The 16482-nt window shown below is 28.4% G+C and carries 15 protein-coding genes; 1 reads left to right on the top strand and 14 read right to left on the bottom strand.

Annotation, left to right across the window (positions count from 1 at the left end; genetic code table 11):
- Window positions 1–35: 35 nt before the first annotated feature.
- The 3 genes from recG to NT01CX_RS06695 all read right to left on the bottom strand — a co-directional run bounded on the left by recG (window position 36) and on the right by NT01CX_RS06695 (window position 4211).
- Window positions 36–2057 carry an ATP-dependent DNA helicase RecG gene (recG, locus tag NT01CX_RS06685; protein WP_011722302.1) on the bottom strand — a complete coding sequence of 674 codons (2022 nt, stop codon included), beginning with the start codon at window positions 2055–2057 and terminating at the stop codon, window positions 36–38.
- A 128-nt stretch (window positions 2058–2185) separates the two neighbouring features.
- Entirely contained in the window at window positions 2186–3850 is a 1665-nt protein-coding gene (locus NT01CX_RS06690) for a DAK2 domain-containing protein (protein ID WP_011722303.1), read from the bottom strand.
- A 13-nt stretch (window positions 3851–3863) separates the two neighbouring features.
- The gene (locus NT01CX_RS06695) at window positions 3864–4211 is read right to left on the bottom strand and encodes an Asp23/Gls24 family envelope stress response protein (protein WP_011722304.1); all 348 of its coding nucleotides are present in this window, start codon (window positions 4209–4211) and stop codon (window positions 3864–3866) included.
- Between the two features lie 198 nt (window positions 4212–4409).
- On the opposite strand from NT01CX_RS06695, the gene rpmB reads away from it, so the two are divergent.
- Window positions 4410–4601 (top strand): 50S ribosomal protein L28, encoded by a 192-nt coding sequence (gene rpmB, locus NT01CX_RS06700; protein ID WP_011722305.1) that lies wholly within the window; start codon window positions 4410–4412, stop codon window positions 4599–4601.
- A gap of 244 nt (window positions 4602–4845) precedes the next feature.
- Here the strand turns inward: rpmB and NT01CX_RS06705 are convergent, their stop codons facing one another.
- The 11 genes from NT01CX_RS06705 to priA are packed head-to-tail and all read right to left on the bottom strand — an operon-like array spanning window position 4846 to window position 16459.
- Complete coding sequence (locus NT01CX_RS06705) at window positions 4846–5481, bottom strand: thiamine diphosphokinase (RefSeq protein WP_011722306.1); 636 nt, start codon at window positions 5479–5481, stop codon at window positions 4846–4848.
- Between the two features lies 1 nt (window position 5482).
- A complete protein-coding gene (gene rpe, locus NT01CX_RS06710) occupies window positions 5483–6133 on the bottom strand; it encodes a ribulose-phosphate 3-epimerase (protein WP_011722307.1) in 651 nt (216 codons plus the stop codon).
- Complete coding sequence (rsgA, locus tag NT01CX_RS06715) at window positions 6127–6999, bottom strand: ribosome small subunit-dependent GTPase A (protein ID WP_011722308.1); 873 nt, start codon at window positions 6997–6999, stop codon at window positions 6127–6129. Before rsgA ends, rpe begins: the two co-directional genes overlap by 7 nt.
- A gap of 20 nt (window positions 7000–7019) precedes the next feature.
- The gene (pknB, locus tag NT01CX_RS06720; protein WP_011722309.1) at window positions 7020–8948 is read right to left on the bottom strand and encodes a Stk1 family PASTA domain-containing Ser/Thr kinase; all 1929 of its coding nucleotides are present in this window, start codon (window positions 8946–8948) and stop codon (window positions 7020–7022) included.
- Complete coding sequence (locus NT01CX_RS06725; protein ID WP_011722310.1) at window positions 8945–9697, bottom strand: Stp1/IreP family PP2C-type Ser/Thr phosphatase; 753 nt, start codon at window positions 9695–9697, stop codon at window positions 8945–8947. The genes pknB and NT01CX_RS06725 overlap by 4 nt, the downstream gene beginning before the upstream one ends.
- Window positions 9698–9728: 31 nt before the next feature.
- Window positions 9729–10760: a 23S rRNA (adenine(2503)-C(2))-methyltransferase RlmN gene (gene rlmN, locus NT01CX_RS06730; protein ID WP_011722311.1), complete on the bottom strand. Its 1032-nt coding sequence runs from the start codon at window positions 10758–10760 to the stop codon at window positions 9729–9731.
- Between the two features lie 8 nt (window positions 10761–10768).
- On the bottom strand, window positions 10769–12100 hold the full coding sequence (gene rsmB / locus NT01CX_RS06735) for a 16S rRNA (cytosine(967)-C(5))-methyltransferase RsmB (protein ID WP_011722312.1): 1332 nt from the start codon (window positions 12098–12100) through the stop codon (window positions 10769–10771).
- A gap of 28 nt (window positions 12101–12128) precedes the next feature.
- Window positions 12129–12809, bottom strand: coding sequence for a zinc metallopeptidase (locus NT01CX_RS06740; protein ID WP_011722313.1), 681 nt, complete (start codon window positions 12807–12809; stop codon window positions 12129–12131).
- Window positions 12810–12838: 29 nt separating this feature from the next.
- A complete protein-coding gene (gene fmt, locus NT01CX_RS06745; RefSeq protein WP_011722314.1) occupies window positions 12839–13768 on the bottom strand; it encodes a methionyl-tRNA formyltransferase in 930 nt (309 codons plus the stop codon).
- A 4-nt stretch (window positions 13769–13772) separates the two neighbouring features.
- On the bottom strand, window positions 13773–14225 hold the full coding sequence (gene def / locus NT01CX_RS06750; RefSeq protein ID WP_011722315.1) for a peptide deformylase: 453 nt from the start codon (window positions 14223–14225) through the stop codon (window positions 13773–13775).
- Between the two features lie 32 nt (window positions 14226–14257).
- Complete coding sequence (gene priA, locus NT01CX_RS06755; RefSeq protein ID WP_011722316.1) at window positions 14258–16459, bottom strand: primosomal protein N'; 2202 nt, start codon at window positions 16457–16459, stop codon at window positions 14258–14260.
- Between the last annotated feature and the right edge of the window lie 23 nt (window positions 16460–16482).

Genomic DNA, 16482 nt, shown 5'->3' on the forward strand with positions numbered 1-16482 from the left:
AATTATACAAAACCATTTTTAATATACTGTATTTATTAATTGAAACAAATGTATTTTGAAGTTCTATCAATTTCTTTTATTATATCCTTTTTCAGTCTAATATCTTCTTTATTATTGCTATTAATTAAACTTCTAGCTTCTTTATTTGCACTTTTAAGTATTTTATAATCATCTACAATATTTGATATTATAAATCCATCTTCTCCGTGTTGATTAAAACCAAATATCTCTCCACTACCCCTTAATTTTAAATCTTCCTCTGCAATGAAAAATCCATCATTACTTTTAGTTATAACATTCATTCTCTTTTTAGTTATTTCACTGTTTGAATTAGTTATTAGTATACAATAAGATTTTTTATCTCCTCTTCCAACTCTTCCTCTTAATTGATGTAATTGCGAAAGTCCAAACCTTTCTGCATTTTCAATTATCATTAAAGTTGCATTAGGTACATTAACTCCAACTTCTATAACTGTAGTAGAAATAAGAACTTTTATATGGCCATTTTTAAATTTATTCATTATATGATCTTTTTCTTTAGAAGGCATTTTGCCATGTAAAATTTCAATTTCTGTATCCTTAAAATAATTTTCTTTTAACTCTAAATACAATTTTTCTACTGACTTTATATTTAAATCTTCATTTTCTTCAACTAATGGACACACTATATACACCTGTGCTCCACTGTGAATTTCCTTTAAGGCAAAATTATAAACTCTCTTCCTAAATTTATCATTAACAGCATAAGTATCTATTTTCTTTCTACCAGGTGGAAGTTCATCTATTGAAGATACATCTAAATCCCCATATATTGATAGGGCAAGTGTTCTTGGAATTGGCGTTGCAGTCATAACAAGTATATCTATATTATTATTCTTGTTATAGAGTTTGCTTCTTTGCTTAACTCCAAATCTATGCTGTTCATCTGTAACTACAATGCCCAATTTACTAAACTCCACATCATCTTCTAATAATGCATGGGTTCCTATAATTAAATCTATACTTCCATTTTTCAATCTATTTTTAACTTCATCCTTATGTTTTGTGCTTCCAGTTAAAAGTTCTATAGATATATTAAAATCTTTAAATAGCTCTATGGCCTGAGTGTAATGTTGATTTGCTAAAATTTCTGTAGGTGCCATTAAACATCCTTGATATCCATTCTTTATTACATTAAAAATAGAAATTAAAGCAACTATAGTCTTTCCACTTCCCACATCACCTTGAACCAATCTGTTCATTGGTACATCTCTTTTTTCATCAATTAATATTTCTCTTATAACTTTATTTTGAGAATTAGTAAGAGTAACTGGTATACTATCCTTTAATATTTTTAATTCATCAGATATTTTAAAAGCTACTCCCTCTGATTTTTTATATTGTTTTAACATTAGAAGCTTTAAAGAATATGTAAAAAGCTCTTGAAACTTTAATCTATTTTGAGCCTCTTCTAAACTCTTAAATCCCGTAGGCTTATGTATGTTTCTAATAGCTTCATCTAAAGATATTAAATTGTACTTATTTAATATCTGTGATGGCAAATTTTCTACTATCTCTATATTATCTAATACATGTTTAATAGTTTTTTCAAAAAATTTATTAGTTAAACTTCCCTTTAAAGAATACTTAGGTATTACATTCAAAAAACTTTCAGGATCTTCTACTATAGTAGGATTTGTAAAAGTAATATTATTTCTTTCTAACTGTACCTTTCCAAAAATAAAATACTCTTTATTAACCATAAACTTATTTTTAATGTACTTTTGATTAAACCACTTTCCCTTAAAGGTAACATTATCCTTAATAAATTCTACAGTTGATATTACCATATTTCTTTTTACATAAGCATCCTTTTTTATGCTCTTAACTTTAGCTTTTATAAGAACCTTATCTTCATTAGTTATTTTGCTTATATCATCACAATAATAAGTCTTTTCATAATCCCTTGGAAAATACAACAAAAGATCCAATATGTTATATATATTGCACTGATTTAATAGCTCCTTAGTTTTAGGTCCAATCCCCTTCAAAGAAACTATATCATCATAAACATTCACTTCAATCCCTCCTTGTAAACTTCTGGGTAAAAAAAAAGCCTAAATGGCTTTTTTTAAGACTAAATGGCTTTTTAATACTAAATAACTTTTAAAAGTTATCTAGCTTTTAATTTAAATGTTTTTCAATTTTATTCAACTGATACAATGAAATAATATAATGGTTGTTCTCCACTATAAAATTGAACATCTATATCATCATATTTTTCTTCTATTTTTTCTGCAAATTCTTGTACTTTTTCTTCTTCGCAGTCTTTTCCATAAAATACTGTTATAAGCTCACTATCTTCATCTACCATGTTTGATATTAAAGTTTCACAAACATCGTAAACATCTTCTCCAACTTCATTTATTTTATTTTCAACTAATCCTAGTATGTTTCCCTCTTTTATAGGTTTACCATCAATTTCTGTATCTCTAACAGCATAAGTTACAGAAGCTGTGCTTACATTTTCTATTGCCTCATTCATAACTTCAGTATTATGCTCAGCACTCTCACTACTATCAAATACAGTAACAGCTGTTATTCCTTGAGGAATTGTTTTTGTTTTTATAACTATAACATTTTTATCTGATAATTCTGCTGCTTGTTCAGCTGCCATAATTATATTTTTGTTATTAGGTAGTATAAATATATTTTTTGCATTTATCTTATTTATTCTCTCTATTATATCTTGTGTACTAGGATTCATAGTTTGACCGCCTTCTATTACTGAATCCACTCCAAGATCTTCAAATATACGTTTTAATCCATTTCCCATAGTAACAGATACAAAACCATATTCTTTCATATCTTCTACAGTTTCTTTTGAAGATTCTTCTTCCTCTTCTGTAGTTGCATATTCAAGCTCTAAAATCTGTCTATGTTCTTCTCTCATATTATCTATTTTTATTTTAGATAATTCTCCTAGCTTTAAAGCATTTGATAAAACCCAACCTGGATCATTTGTATGGATATGAACTTTTATAATATCTTCAACACCCACAACTATCATAGAATCTCCAACTGGAGTTAATGTTTTCTTTAAATCTTCAGCTTTAGTAGAAGCATCATTTGTATTTACAAAAAATTCCGTACAGTATCCATATTTTATATCTTCAGGATTAATTGTAGATTGAGCTGATTTAGTAGCAGAAGATTTTTTAGCACTACTAGCTACATCTTCTTGTACATTTGCTTCAATATTATCTTTTAGGGCATTATACATACCTTTTAATATTATAAATAATCCCATACCACCAGCATCGACTACTTTTGCTTCTTTTAAAGCTGGTAACATATCTGGTGTTTTATTAAGTACATCTTCAGTATGCTTGCATACTACATTAAGAAGTTTTACTATGTCACTTTCATTTGCACCAGTTGCGCTTTCTCCTGCCGCTCTTATTATTGTAAGAATTGTTCCTTCTGTAGGACGCATTACTGCCTTATATGCAGCTTTAGCTCCTTCTTCAAGACTTTTTGCAAAACCTACTGCATCTACTTCATCTTTTCCTTCTAATCCCTTTGCTATTCCTCTAAATATTTGTGATAATATAACACCTGAGTTACCTCTTGCACCCATAAGTGCTCCTCTTGACACTTGCTTTGCTACCTCAGAAATAGATTTAGTTTTTAAATTTTCTACTTCTGATACAGCACTTTTAAATGTCATTGACATATTAGTTCCTGTATCACCATCTGGAACAGGAAATACATTTAAAGAGTTTACAAATTCTTTCTTTTCCTGAAGGTTATTTGATGCATTAATTACCATATTACGTAGATTAAGCCCATCTATTTTAAAACGTTCCAACTCACGTACCTCCTTAAATTCTTATACCCTGAACATTTACAGTTATACTTGATACTTTCAAGCCTGTATAGTTTTCCACATTATATTTTATTTTTTGTACTACATTATTAGCTATAACAGAAATTTTAGTTCCGTATTGAACTATTATATATAATTCAATAGTTAGTTTATTATCTTTGCTTTGAATTTTAACACCTTTACTTAAACTTTCGCCTCTTATAAGTTCCCATAAACCATCTTTACCACTTTTAGAAGCCATACCTACCACACCATAACACTCCATAGTTGAAACCCCAACTATGTTGGCTAAAGCCTCCTCAGAGTAATTTATATTACCATTTTCATTGGCAAGCACTAACATATTTATTCCTCCTTAATAGCTATACATAATATTTATTTTATAATATATAAATGATATAATCAAGAAAATAAATGATATTAATACTATTTCTTACTTATATCTTCATATTTTACTTGCAATGATTATGTTTTTTATGCTACAATATAAATCGTTCTATTGTATGGAATTATTATCTTCAATTTTGGGAGGTGTTTTTAGATGGCAAAAAGATGTGAAGTATGTGGAAAAGGCGTTGTATCTGGTGTACAATACAGTCACTCCCATCGTCAATCAAAAAGAAGATGGGCTCCAAACATAAAAAGTGTTAGAGCTGTAGTTAACGGAGTACCTAAGAAAGTTAGCGTTTGTACTAGATGTCTTCGTTCTGGTAAAGTTCAACGTGCTATATAGAAAAAAATACATAAAAAATGCAATTGATTTATCAATTGCATTTTTTTATTTATTTATCTTTTTTAAATAAACGAATAATTTTAGATATAAATTTAGGCACCTTGATAGCTATTATTTTCATAATAACCTCCTTAAGTATTTATAAACATATTAATTTTGAATATGTTATCCCATGTTTATTATATGTATATAGTTAGCTTTTGCTACAAAAATATAAATATAAAAGACATGCAATGCATGCCTTTTAATCTGTAGGGTAAACTATTAGTATTTTTCCACTATTAAATTGAACTTTAACTTCTTCTTCTTCAAATACATTAGAAATTCCAATAGCACTTCCTATTTTCATTTTATAATTATTTAAAGGATACTTTGCGCCAATTATAGTTAAATCACTTATTTCTTCTGAATACGGTATAATAGAAAAAGTTTTTCCTAAACTACCCCTTATTTTTATTGATGTTTCTGTTAAAAAAATAGTATTATTATCATCTTTTATAACACAGGATACTCCTAATTTTAAACACTTTAAAAGCATACCTATATTTCCAAATAGATGATCTATTCTGCTCCCTGTACATCCAAGTAAAACTATTTCAGTAGCTCCAAGGTCTATAGCCTTATTTACTGCTATTTCAGTGTCAGTATAATCTTTTTCCGGTGGATACTGTAGTATACTAACCTTTCTATTTTTATAATAATTTAATGCAACAGTTTTAATTGAATCTAAATCTCCAATGATATAATCAGGAAATACATCATACTTAAATAAAGTATTTGCTCCACTATCTGCAGCTATTAAGTATTCACTTTCCCTTAATTCTTTTTTTATTAAAGTATAACTAGGAGAGTTTCCCCCTGATATAATAACTACTTTCATACTAGAAACCTTCTTTTAATTCTTTTATATTTTTTTCTATCTCTCCATTTTTAAATACTGCTGAACCTGCTACTATTACATTTGCTCCACATTCAACTACTTTTTTAATATTATTTGCTCCAACTCCACCATCAACTTCAATTAGAAGGTCTTTGTTGAATTCTTCAGCAAGTTTTTTAACTTCTCTTATTTTATCTGAACAATATTCTATATATTTTTGACCACCAAAGCCTGGATTTACAGACATAATTAAAACCATGTCTACAATACCAATTAAGTGTTTTATACTTTCTACTGGAGTTGCTGGATTAAGAGCTATTCCCGCTTTAACTCCAAAACTTTTTATGTAGTTAATTGTTCTATCCAAGTGCTTATCAGCTTCATAGTGTACAGTTATTATATCTGCTCCATTTTTCGCAAAATCTTCAACATATCTTGCTGGATCTTCTATCATTAAATGTACATCAAATGGAAGCTTTGTAATGTTTCTTATACTTTTCATTATAGGCATTCCAAAAGATATATTAGGAACAAACATACCATCCATTACATCTATATGTATAACATCTGCCCCATACTTATCTATTTTTTTAATGTCTTCTCCTAAGTTTGAAAAATCTGCTGATAATATAGACGGTGCTAATTTTACCATTTGTTTCTACCTCCCTGAATTATTTCTTCTAAAGTTTTTACATAAAATTCATATCTATCTTTATTTATTTCTTCATTGTTTACTGCATCCTTTACACCACATTTTGGTTCTTTATGATGTAAACATCCATTAAATTTACATTGATCTTTATACTCATAAAATTCTCTAAAATAATCTTTTAGTTCTTCTTTTGAATCAAACTTTAAATCAAGAGTAGAAAAACCTGGAGTGTCAACAACGAAACCATTGTTGACCTCCACAAGTTCACTATGTCTTGTAGTGTGTTTTCCTCTTTTTAATCTCTCACTTATTATTCCTGTTTCCATTACTTCTTTTCCTACTAACTTATTAAGTATAGTAGATTTTCCAACTCCTGATGGACCACAGAAAACATTTATATTTCCTTTTAATTTTGATTTAAGTTCATCTAAATTTGTTTCTTCTTTAGCCTTTAAAAATATATAATCATATCCTGCATCAGAAACCATTTTAACAGCTTCATGATTCTCATAATCACCATATAAATCTATTTTGTTAAAGCACACTATAGATTTTATATTTTTAAGTTCACATTGTATTAAAAATTTATTTAAAAGATCTAAATTTACATCTGGATTTTTTAAAGCAAATACTATAAAAGCTTGAGAAATATTAGCTACTTGAGGACGTATTAAGTAATTATCTCTAGTGCATATTTCTTCTATTGCACCATAGTTATTATCATTTGGAGTGATGATTACTCTATCACCTACCATAGGCGTTAATTTTTTATTTCTAAATTTTCCTCTAGCTTTACACTCATATACTCTTTCTTCTGTTTTAACATAGTAAAATCCGCCTATTCCTTTTAAAATTATGCCTTCCATATTTCCTCCTAAGTAATAATTTATGGATTTGGTTCAGTTTTTAAACTAATAGATGTCCCCTCTGCAACTTGTGAACCAGGTGCTTTATCTTGAGATACTATTATAAAATCATCTCTTCCTCTAAAACTTATGGATAAATCATTTTGTTCAGCAAGTATTCTAGCCTCTTTTACTGTTTTATTTACGAAGTTTGGTACCTTTACTATATCCTTATTTCCAAAAGAATAGCAACTTATGTTAATAATTGTCTGTTGTTTTACTCTTGTACCTGATTCTATGCTTTGAACTGTAACTAATCCATCTTTTTCTTTATCTGTAGTAGGTATTTTATTTACTGTACCTAATCTTAATCCAGCACTTGATACTATTCCTTCAACTTCATCTAATTTCTTATTAATTAAATTCGGTACTGTTGTCATTTTTAATTGTGATCCCTTACTTATAACTAAATCTACTGTTGTATCTGGTTTTATTTCTGATCCAGCCTTTGGAGATTGATCACATACTTTTCCTTTTTCTACACTATTACTATATTTATAAGTAACTTCCCCAAGTTTTAAGTTATACATATTTAAATATTCTTTAGCTGTTTCAAAATCAATATCTACCAAATTGGGTACTCCTGTGTTTTCACTTCCAGAACTTATTATAACTCTTACTTCATTATTTTCACTTAAGTCCATAGTAGTACCTGGAGATGGGTAACACTTTATTACAACTCCTTTTGGCTTATCACTTGGTTCTTCCTTTACTACAAATTTAAGTCCAGCATCTTTTACAAGTTTTTCAGCTTTATCTGATGTTAATCCTATTATATTAGGAACATTAACTTTTCCAGTTTTTTTGCTACCACCTGCAACCATAAATATTCCTACAACACATATTATTAAAACAGCAAGCCCTATAATTCCACCTAGTATTTTTTTCTTACTTTTACTAGAACCTTTAGGCTTTTTCTCTTTTTTCTCTCTTTTATCTTCAAATTCTCTACCTTTTAATTCTTCTACTTCTTCATTATCTTCATCTTCAATATCATCATATAAATCAGGCTCTTTTTCATCAACATCTGCTATAGGCTTCATTATTTTTGTATATTCATTTTCGTCAACATTAGCAGCTATATTAACATTTGGATTTTGTTTTACCTTATTTAAATCTATAATCATATCATGGGCACTTTGATATCTTTTATATGGTTCCTTTTCTACAGCTTTTAATATGAGTTTATTTAAGCTTTCCGGTATATTAGGATTCACCTTTATAGGAGGTATAAGTTCCTCTTGAACATGTTTTAAAGCTACTGATACAGGACTTTCTCCATCATAAGGTACTTTTCCTGTAACCATTTCATATAAAATTATTCCTAAAGAATAAATATCCGTTTTACAATCAACAAATCTTCCTTTTGCTTGTTCAGGAGAAATGTAATGTGCTGATCCTATAATTTTATCTGAATTTGTTATAGTAACAGATGATGTTGCTTTAGCTATTCCAAAATCAGTTACTTTTATATTTCTATCTCTTGTTACTAAAATATTATGAGGCTTAACATCTCTGTGAATAATATTGTTATTATGAGCACATTCTAAAGCTTTAGCAATTTGAATTGCAATATCAATTGATGCATTAAATCCTAAACTTCCATTTTCATTTATGATTTGTTTTAATGTTTTACCATCTATGTACTCCATTACAATATAATTTATATTATTTTCTGATCCAATATCATAAATTCCAACTATATTATTATGCGATAAACTAGCTGCGGAAGATGCTTCTTGTTTAAACTTGTTGACAAACTCAATATCATCTGAATACTGACTTTTTAAAACTTTTACAGCTACAAATCTATTTAATAAATGACATTTAGCCTTATATACTTCAGCCATACCTCCTTCACCAATTTTTTGCAATAATTCATATCTATTTCCTAGAATAGTCCCAGTCATTTTTGCATTCCTCCAAATATAATCACTGAAATATTATCTCTTCCACTCTTATTTTTGCACAAGTCTACTAGTAATCTACAGGCCTCTTGATTTGTATTTTGTGATATTATACTATACATTTCTTCTTTGGAAACTTCGTTTGATAAACCATCTGTGCACAATACAAATTTTTCATTATAACTTATATCTACACTAAATGTATCTATCTTTACAGTTTTTTTAGTTCCTAATGCTCTAGTTATTATATTTTTATTAGGATGATTTATAGCCTCTTCTTCTGTTATACTTCCATCATCAACTAACTCTTGTACTAATGAATGATCTTTTGTAATTTTTTCTATATTTTCTTCTGTTACAATATAGCAACTACTATCCCCTACGTTTGCAATAACAACTTTTCCTTGTTTTACAATACACGCTGTAATAGTTGTCCCCATACCATATAACATTTCACTATTTTCTGCTTTTATATATATATTATTGTTAGCATATTTAATTGATTCTTTTAACAATCTTTCCATATCATCAAGATATCTGTTTCTTTTTATATATTCTATGCAAGATTCTACGGCAATTTTACTTGCTACATCTCCTGCATTATGTCCTCCCATGCCATCAGCTACTATATACACAGCAAATTCATCATTTTCGTATTTTCCTATAGAATCTTCATTTATCTCTCTGACGTTTCCTATATCTGACAAAAGTCCTACGCATAGCTTTTCGGTAAAAATCCTACTACTATTCATATAAATATATCCTCCATCACACACGAATAATTTAGTTATTTCTAATATAATTTCTTCTTAACTGCCCACAAGCTCCATTTATATCTGATCCCATTTCTCTTCGTATTGTGGTTTCAATTCCATGTTTTATTAAAGTCTCTTTAAATTCTTCTATATCTTTTGATTTTGATCTTTCATAATTATTTTCTTTAATCTCATTAACAGGAATTAAATTTATATGACACAACATACCTTTTGATATTTTTATTAGTTCTTCTGCATTTTCTCTGCTGTCATTAACTCCTTTTACTAAGGCATATTCAAAAGTTATTCTTCTATTTGTAGTTCTATAATAATACCTACAAGCATCTAATAATTCTTCTAAAGTATATTTATTTGCTATAGGCATCATACTCTTTCTTATTTCGTTATTTGGTGCATGAAGTGAAATCGCTAAAGTTATTTGCATTTTTTGATCTGCAAGTTCTTTTATCTTAGGTACTATACCACAAGTTGATAAGGTAATATGTCTTTGACCTATATTTAAAGCATCTTCATCATTTATAAGTTTTAAAAATTTTATTACATTATCATAGTTATCTAGTGGCTCTCCACTTCCCATAAGAACTACATTAGATATTCTATCACATATCTCCTTTTGAGCCTTTAGAACTTGTGCTATTATTTCACCTGAAGTTAAATTTCTAACAACACCATCTACAGTAGATGCACAAAATTTACAACCCATTCTACATCCAATTTGAGTAGATACACATATTGAATTTCCATGCTTATATTTCATAACAACAGATTCTATTATATTTCCATCTTCATATTCAAAAAGAAATTTTTCTGTACCATCAATATTAGATACATATTTTTTTACAACATTCGGTATTTGTATATAAAAATTTTCTTTTAACTTTTCCTTAGTACTTTTAGATATATTGCTCATATCATCAAAGTTAAAAACAGCTTTTTTATATATCCACTGGAAAATTTGTTTTGCTCTAAATTTACTTTCACTATTTTTGTCCATCCAGTCTTTTAATTCATCTAAAGTAAAATTCAAAATATTTTTCATTTATACACCTACCTAGTTTTCTTAAGTTTAGCAATAAAAAATCCATCCATATACTTATTAGGTAAAATTGTAACTGTACCATTTTCATTATATATGATATTACTCATGTTACCATAAAATAATGGTTCAACTTTATATTCCGGAAACTTTTTTATAAACCAATTAATATTTTTTTCGTTTTCTTCTTTGTTTATTGTACAAGTTGAATACAATAAAGTTCCTTCTTTTTTCACATACTTTGCAGCGTTTTCCATTATTTTTTTCTGTATAGCTACTATATCTTTTGTTGACTTTATGTCTTTTGTATATTTTATTTCTGGTTTTTTTCTTATTATTCCAAGACCAGAACATGGAACATCTATTAATACCATATCTGCTGAATTTTCAAGTTCTTTATTGAATTTAGATGCATCCATTTCAGCACACGATATATTGTCTATTCCAAGTCTTTTAGCATTTTCTTTTACTAAACTTAGCTTATTCTCATGTATATCAAAGGCTTTTACAATTCCAGTATTGTTCATAATTTCTGATATATGAGTTGTTTTACCTCCTGGGGCACTACATAAATCAAGAACTGTAGCTCCTTCTTTAGCATCTATAGAAGGTGCTACAAGCATAGCACTTTCATCTTGAACAGTTATTTTTCCTTCTTTAAATAAAGGATTTTTTTCTATACTCTTTCCTTTATTTATTACAATAGCTTCTGGACATATGTATCCTTCTTCTACATCATATCCATATTCCTCAAGATTACTAAAGGCCTCATCATGATCTGTCTTTAGATTATTAACTCTAACTGTAACTGCAGGTCTTTCATTTAATCCCTTAAGTATATCTTCTGCAATTTCATTTCCATACTGTTTAATAAGCATGTTAACTAACCACTTATCGTAAGAATACTTAAAACACAGTGTTTCTACTAAATTCTTATCATTATAATACTTTTTATCTAAATTTCTTAGATAGTTTCTAAGTACACCATTTACAAGTTTTGATGCTCCAACTGATTTTTCCTTTTTAGCTATTTCTACAGCCTCATTCACTGCAGCAAAATTAGGAATTTTGTCTAAGAATTTTATTTGATAAACTGTAATTCTAAGTATATTAAGTACATAAGAATCTAAACTTTTTATTCCTTTTTTTAAAAAGTTATTTAGAATAGTATCAATTGTGTATTTATATTTTATTGTACCGTATACTATCTCTGTTATTAATCCCTTGTCTTTATCATCTATTTTATTTTTATTAAGTGTTTGTCTTAAAACTATATTTGAATAGGCATTTTTATTAAAAACTACCTCAAGTATATCTACACATATCTTTCTAGCTTTTTCCATTAATTAGCTCCATTCCTTTATTTAAAATCTATTCATCTCTACTTAATGCGATAAGTCTTACAAGTTGTAATATAGCAGTTAATGCAGCGGCAACATAAGTCATTGCAGCAGCTGATAAAACTGCTCTAGCACCTTTAACTTCATCACCATATAATATAGCCTTATCTTCTAATATCATTAGCGCTCTATTAGATGCATTAAATTCTACAGGCAATGTAATTAGCTGAAATATAACTACAGCACTAAATAGTATTACTCCTAACTGAGTTAAACCACGGCTTCCCATAAAAAGTCCAATTAAAAATATTATCCATGATGCATTAGAACTAAAGTTAACCACTGGAACTATAGAATTTCTTATTTCTAGTGGTGCATAATGCTTTTTATGTTGAATTGCATGACCTGTTTCATGAGCAGCAACTCCTATTGAAGCTACAGAACTTCCATAATAAACATCTGTAGATAATCGCATTACTCTGTTTCTTGGATCATAATGGTCTGTAAGTCTTCCTGCTATTTCTTCAACAGGAACATCATAAAGACCCTCTGCATCTAGTAACATTCTAGCAACTTGAGCCCCTGTATATCCATTTATACTTCTAACTTTTGAATATTTATTAAAAGCAGAACTCACTTTCATCTGTGCCCACGCTGAAATTAATAATGCCGGAATAAGAATTAGCATTGTCTTATCATAAAACCAAAACATTCATATCCCTCCTAAATTATATAATAAGTTTATTTTAAAACACTTTCAATTTCAATAGAATTTCCTCTTATGTATTGTTCAACTTTAAGAGGTTTTTTACCTGGGAATTGAATTTCTTCTACTACTAGTATTCCCTCACCACAAGCAACTTTTATACCTTTATTTGAAACATTAATTACTGTTCCAGGTTCCTTTTTACTATTTTCATTTAAAACATGAGATTTGTATATTTTCATAACTTTATCATCATAATGTGTATATGCTACTGGCCATGGATTTAATCCTCTTATAAGGTTGTGTATTTCACTTGCTGATTTACTCCAATCAATACAAGCCATTTTTTTATCAAGCATAGATGCATAACAAGTTTTACTATCATCTTGTTTTATAGGAGTAATTTCACCTGATACCATTTTATTTATAGTATCTACTAGTAAATCTCCTCCCTGTATCATTAAAATATCATGTAGTTCTCCTGCTGTCATGGAATCATTTATATCAACTTCTTGAGTCATTAACATATCACCGGTATCAAGTCCTACATCCATAAGCATAGTGGTATTTCCACTTTTCTTTTCTCCATTTATAATTGCCCAATTTAGTGGAGCTGCTCCTCTATATTTAGGTAATAATGAAGCATGTAAATTTATACAAGCATATTTTGGTATCTCTAAAACTTCCTTAGGCAATATTTGTCCATACGCCACAACAATAATGAAATCCGGTTGTATATTCTTTAATTTTTCAATAAATTCAGGTTCTTTTCTTAAACTAACTGGTTGATAAACATCTATATTGTTTTCAAGTGCCACTTCTTTAACAGGTGACATAGCTAATTTTTTTCCTCTACCCTTTGGTCTATCTGGTTGAGTAAATACACCTTCTACATTAAAGTTTTCCACCATAGCTTTAAGTGATGGTACTGCAAATTCGGGAGTTCCCATAAAAACTATCTTCATATTACTATTCTCCTCTTTCTTCTATTACTTTATCAATAAATAATGTTCCATCTAAATGATCAAGTTCATGACAAATAGCTCTTGCAAGAAGTCCTTCTCCCTTTATTTCTACTGGTTCTCCTTTTTCATTTAAAGCTTTAGCTGTAACTTTGTATGGTCTTGTAACTTTTCCTTGTTTTCCTGGTAAGCTTAGGCATCCTTCATAATCTGTTTGACTTCCTTCACTTTCTATAATTTCAGGATTAATTAAAGTTATTGGACCTTCTCCAACATCTATAACTACTAATCTTTTTAATATTCCAACTTGTGGTGCTGCAAGTCCTACTCCATCTGCTTCATACATTGTTTCTTTCATATCTTCTATAAGTGTTAATATTCTATCATTTATTTCTTCTACTTCTCTACACTTCTTTCTTAATATAGAATCTTCTTCTACTCTTATATTTCTTAATGCCATTTTAATTCCTCCTAGTAATTTAATTTTTATGCTTATAATAGTGTACTTGGATTAATATCAATACTTATCCTTACATCATTATAAACATCTTGTAAGTTTTTATAAATAATTTTTTTGATATTTAATGCTAATTTGTTATCAAATTGGCCTTTTATTAATATCTGCCACCTGTAAAATTCCTTTACTTTTGAAATTGAACAAGGACATGGTCCTAACATATCTATTTTATTATTTTTTTCAAGTGAATTTTTTAATATTACACCAATTTTTTGTATATTTTTTATTAATAAATTTTCATTTTTACTGCTAATGTTTATAGCTAGTATTTTAGAAAAAGGTGGATAATCCATATCATATCTAAGTCCTATTTCTTCTTTATAAAAATTCTCGTAATCACTAGTTGCAGAATATCTTATACTATAATTTTCAGGGCTATATGTCTGTACTACAACACTTCCTTTTTTTGAACCTCTTCCAGCTCTTCCTCCAACTTGAGTTATAAGTTGAAAAGTTCTCTCTCCTGATCTAAAATCCGGAAGATTTAAGGACACATCTGCTGCTATTACCCCAACCAATGTAACGTTTTTAAAGTCTAGTCCCTTTGTTACCATTTGAGTACCTATTAATATATCCGCTTCTCCATTTTTAAAAGTATTATATATGTAATCATAAGAATTCTTTTTTCTTGTGGTATCAAAATCCATTCTCAGTGTTCTAGCATCCGGAAAATACTTTTTAACTTCTCTTTCAATTCTTTCAGTTCCAACACCAAAATATTTTACATATTTACTTCCACATTTAGGACATATTTTAGGAACTTTATATTTTTCTCCACAATAATGACAACTTAAATAATCTCCTTTGCTATGATAAGTAAGAGATATATCGCAATGTTTACATTTAAACACATATCCACACTCTCTACATGATACAAAGGTAGAAAATCCTCTTCTATTTAAAAATAAAATTATTTGTTCCTTATTGTTTAGTGCTTTTTCTATTCCATCATATAAAGCATTACTAAAAATAGACCTATTTCCACTTCTAAGTTCTTCCCTCATGTCTACTGTGTATACATCTGGCAAAGTGGCTCCATCAGCTCTATTTTTTAGAGTAAGTAATTCTATTTCGCCTTTCATACATCTATAGTAAGTGTCAACAGAGGGTGTAGCAGAACCTAGTACAAGTTTACAATTTTCAATATTGCACTTTAGTTCTCCAATTTCCCTAGCATTGTATTTAGGATTACTATCAGACTTATAACTTCCTTCATGCTCCTCATCTATAATTATCATACCTAAATTATCAAAGGGCAAAAATATAGCTGATCTTGCACCTATAGCTACTTTAACTTGTTTGTTTTTTATTCTAAGCCATTCATCATATCTTTCTCCATCAGAAAGTTTACTATGAAATACAGCAATGTCTTTTCCAAATCGACCTTTAAATCTTTCTACCATCTGAGGTGTTAGAGATATTTCAGGAACTAGTATTACACATTCTTTATTTTGACTTATCATGTTTTTTACCATGTTCATATAGATCTCGGTTTTTCCACTACCTGTTATGCCATGAATTAAAAATAATTTATTATTTGAATTTAATATAAAATCTGTAACTACCTTTTGTTCCTCATTCAAAGTCTTTTCTTCATAGTTACTATAGACATTATTATTAAACCTATTTACTATAGTTTCATTTTTAGTTAAAAATCCATGTTTAATCATAGTATTAATAGATGATAAGGATAATTTGAAATTTTTACTTATTTCTGTTTTAGAATATACTCCATTATTTGATTTTACTACATTATATATACTAGTATAAGGTTCTTTATTAAATTTTTCCGAAAGATTATTTCCTATATATATTACCTCTTTTATTTTATTTCTAACTCCTTTTATTATTCCTGTAGGAATTATTACTTTTATACACTCTAAATATGTACAGAGGTACTTTTCTTTCATTTTCTTAATAAGTTCTATATCTTTTTCTCTTAAAACAGTGAATTCATCACAGATATTTGTAATGGACTTTATTTTATATTTATTATGAAATTCTTCATATAATTCTATAACAAATCCATCTATATTTTTATTTCCCTTTCCAAAAGGCACTTTAACTCTATGACCAACCTTTAGTTTTCCTATTAACTCTTCTGGTATTTTATAAGTAAAAATTTTATCAACTTGAACCGATTCATTGTTTACTACTATTCCAGCATATTGATACACTTAATTCACCCTTACCTACAATT

The organism is Clostridium novyi NT (assembly GCF_000014125.1).
Classification (GTDB): Bacteria; Bacillota; Clostridia; order Clostridiales; family Clostridiaceae; genus Clostridium_H; species Clostridium_H novyi.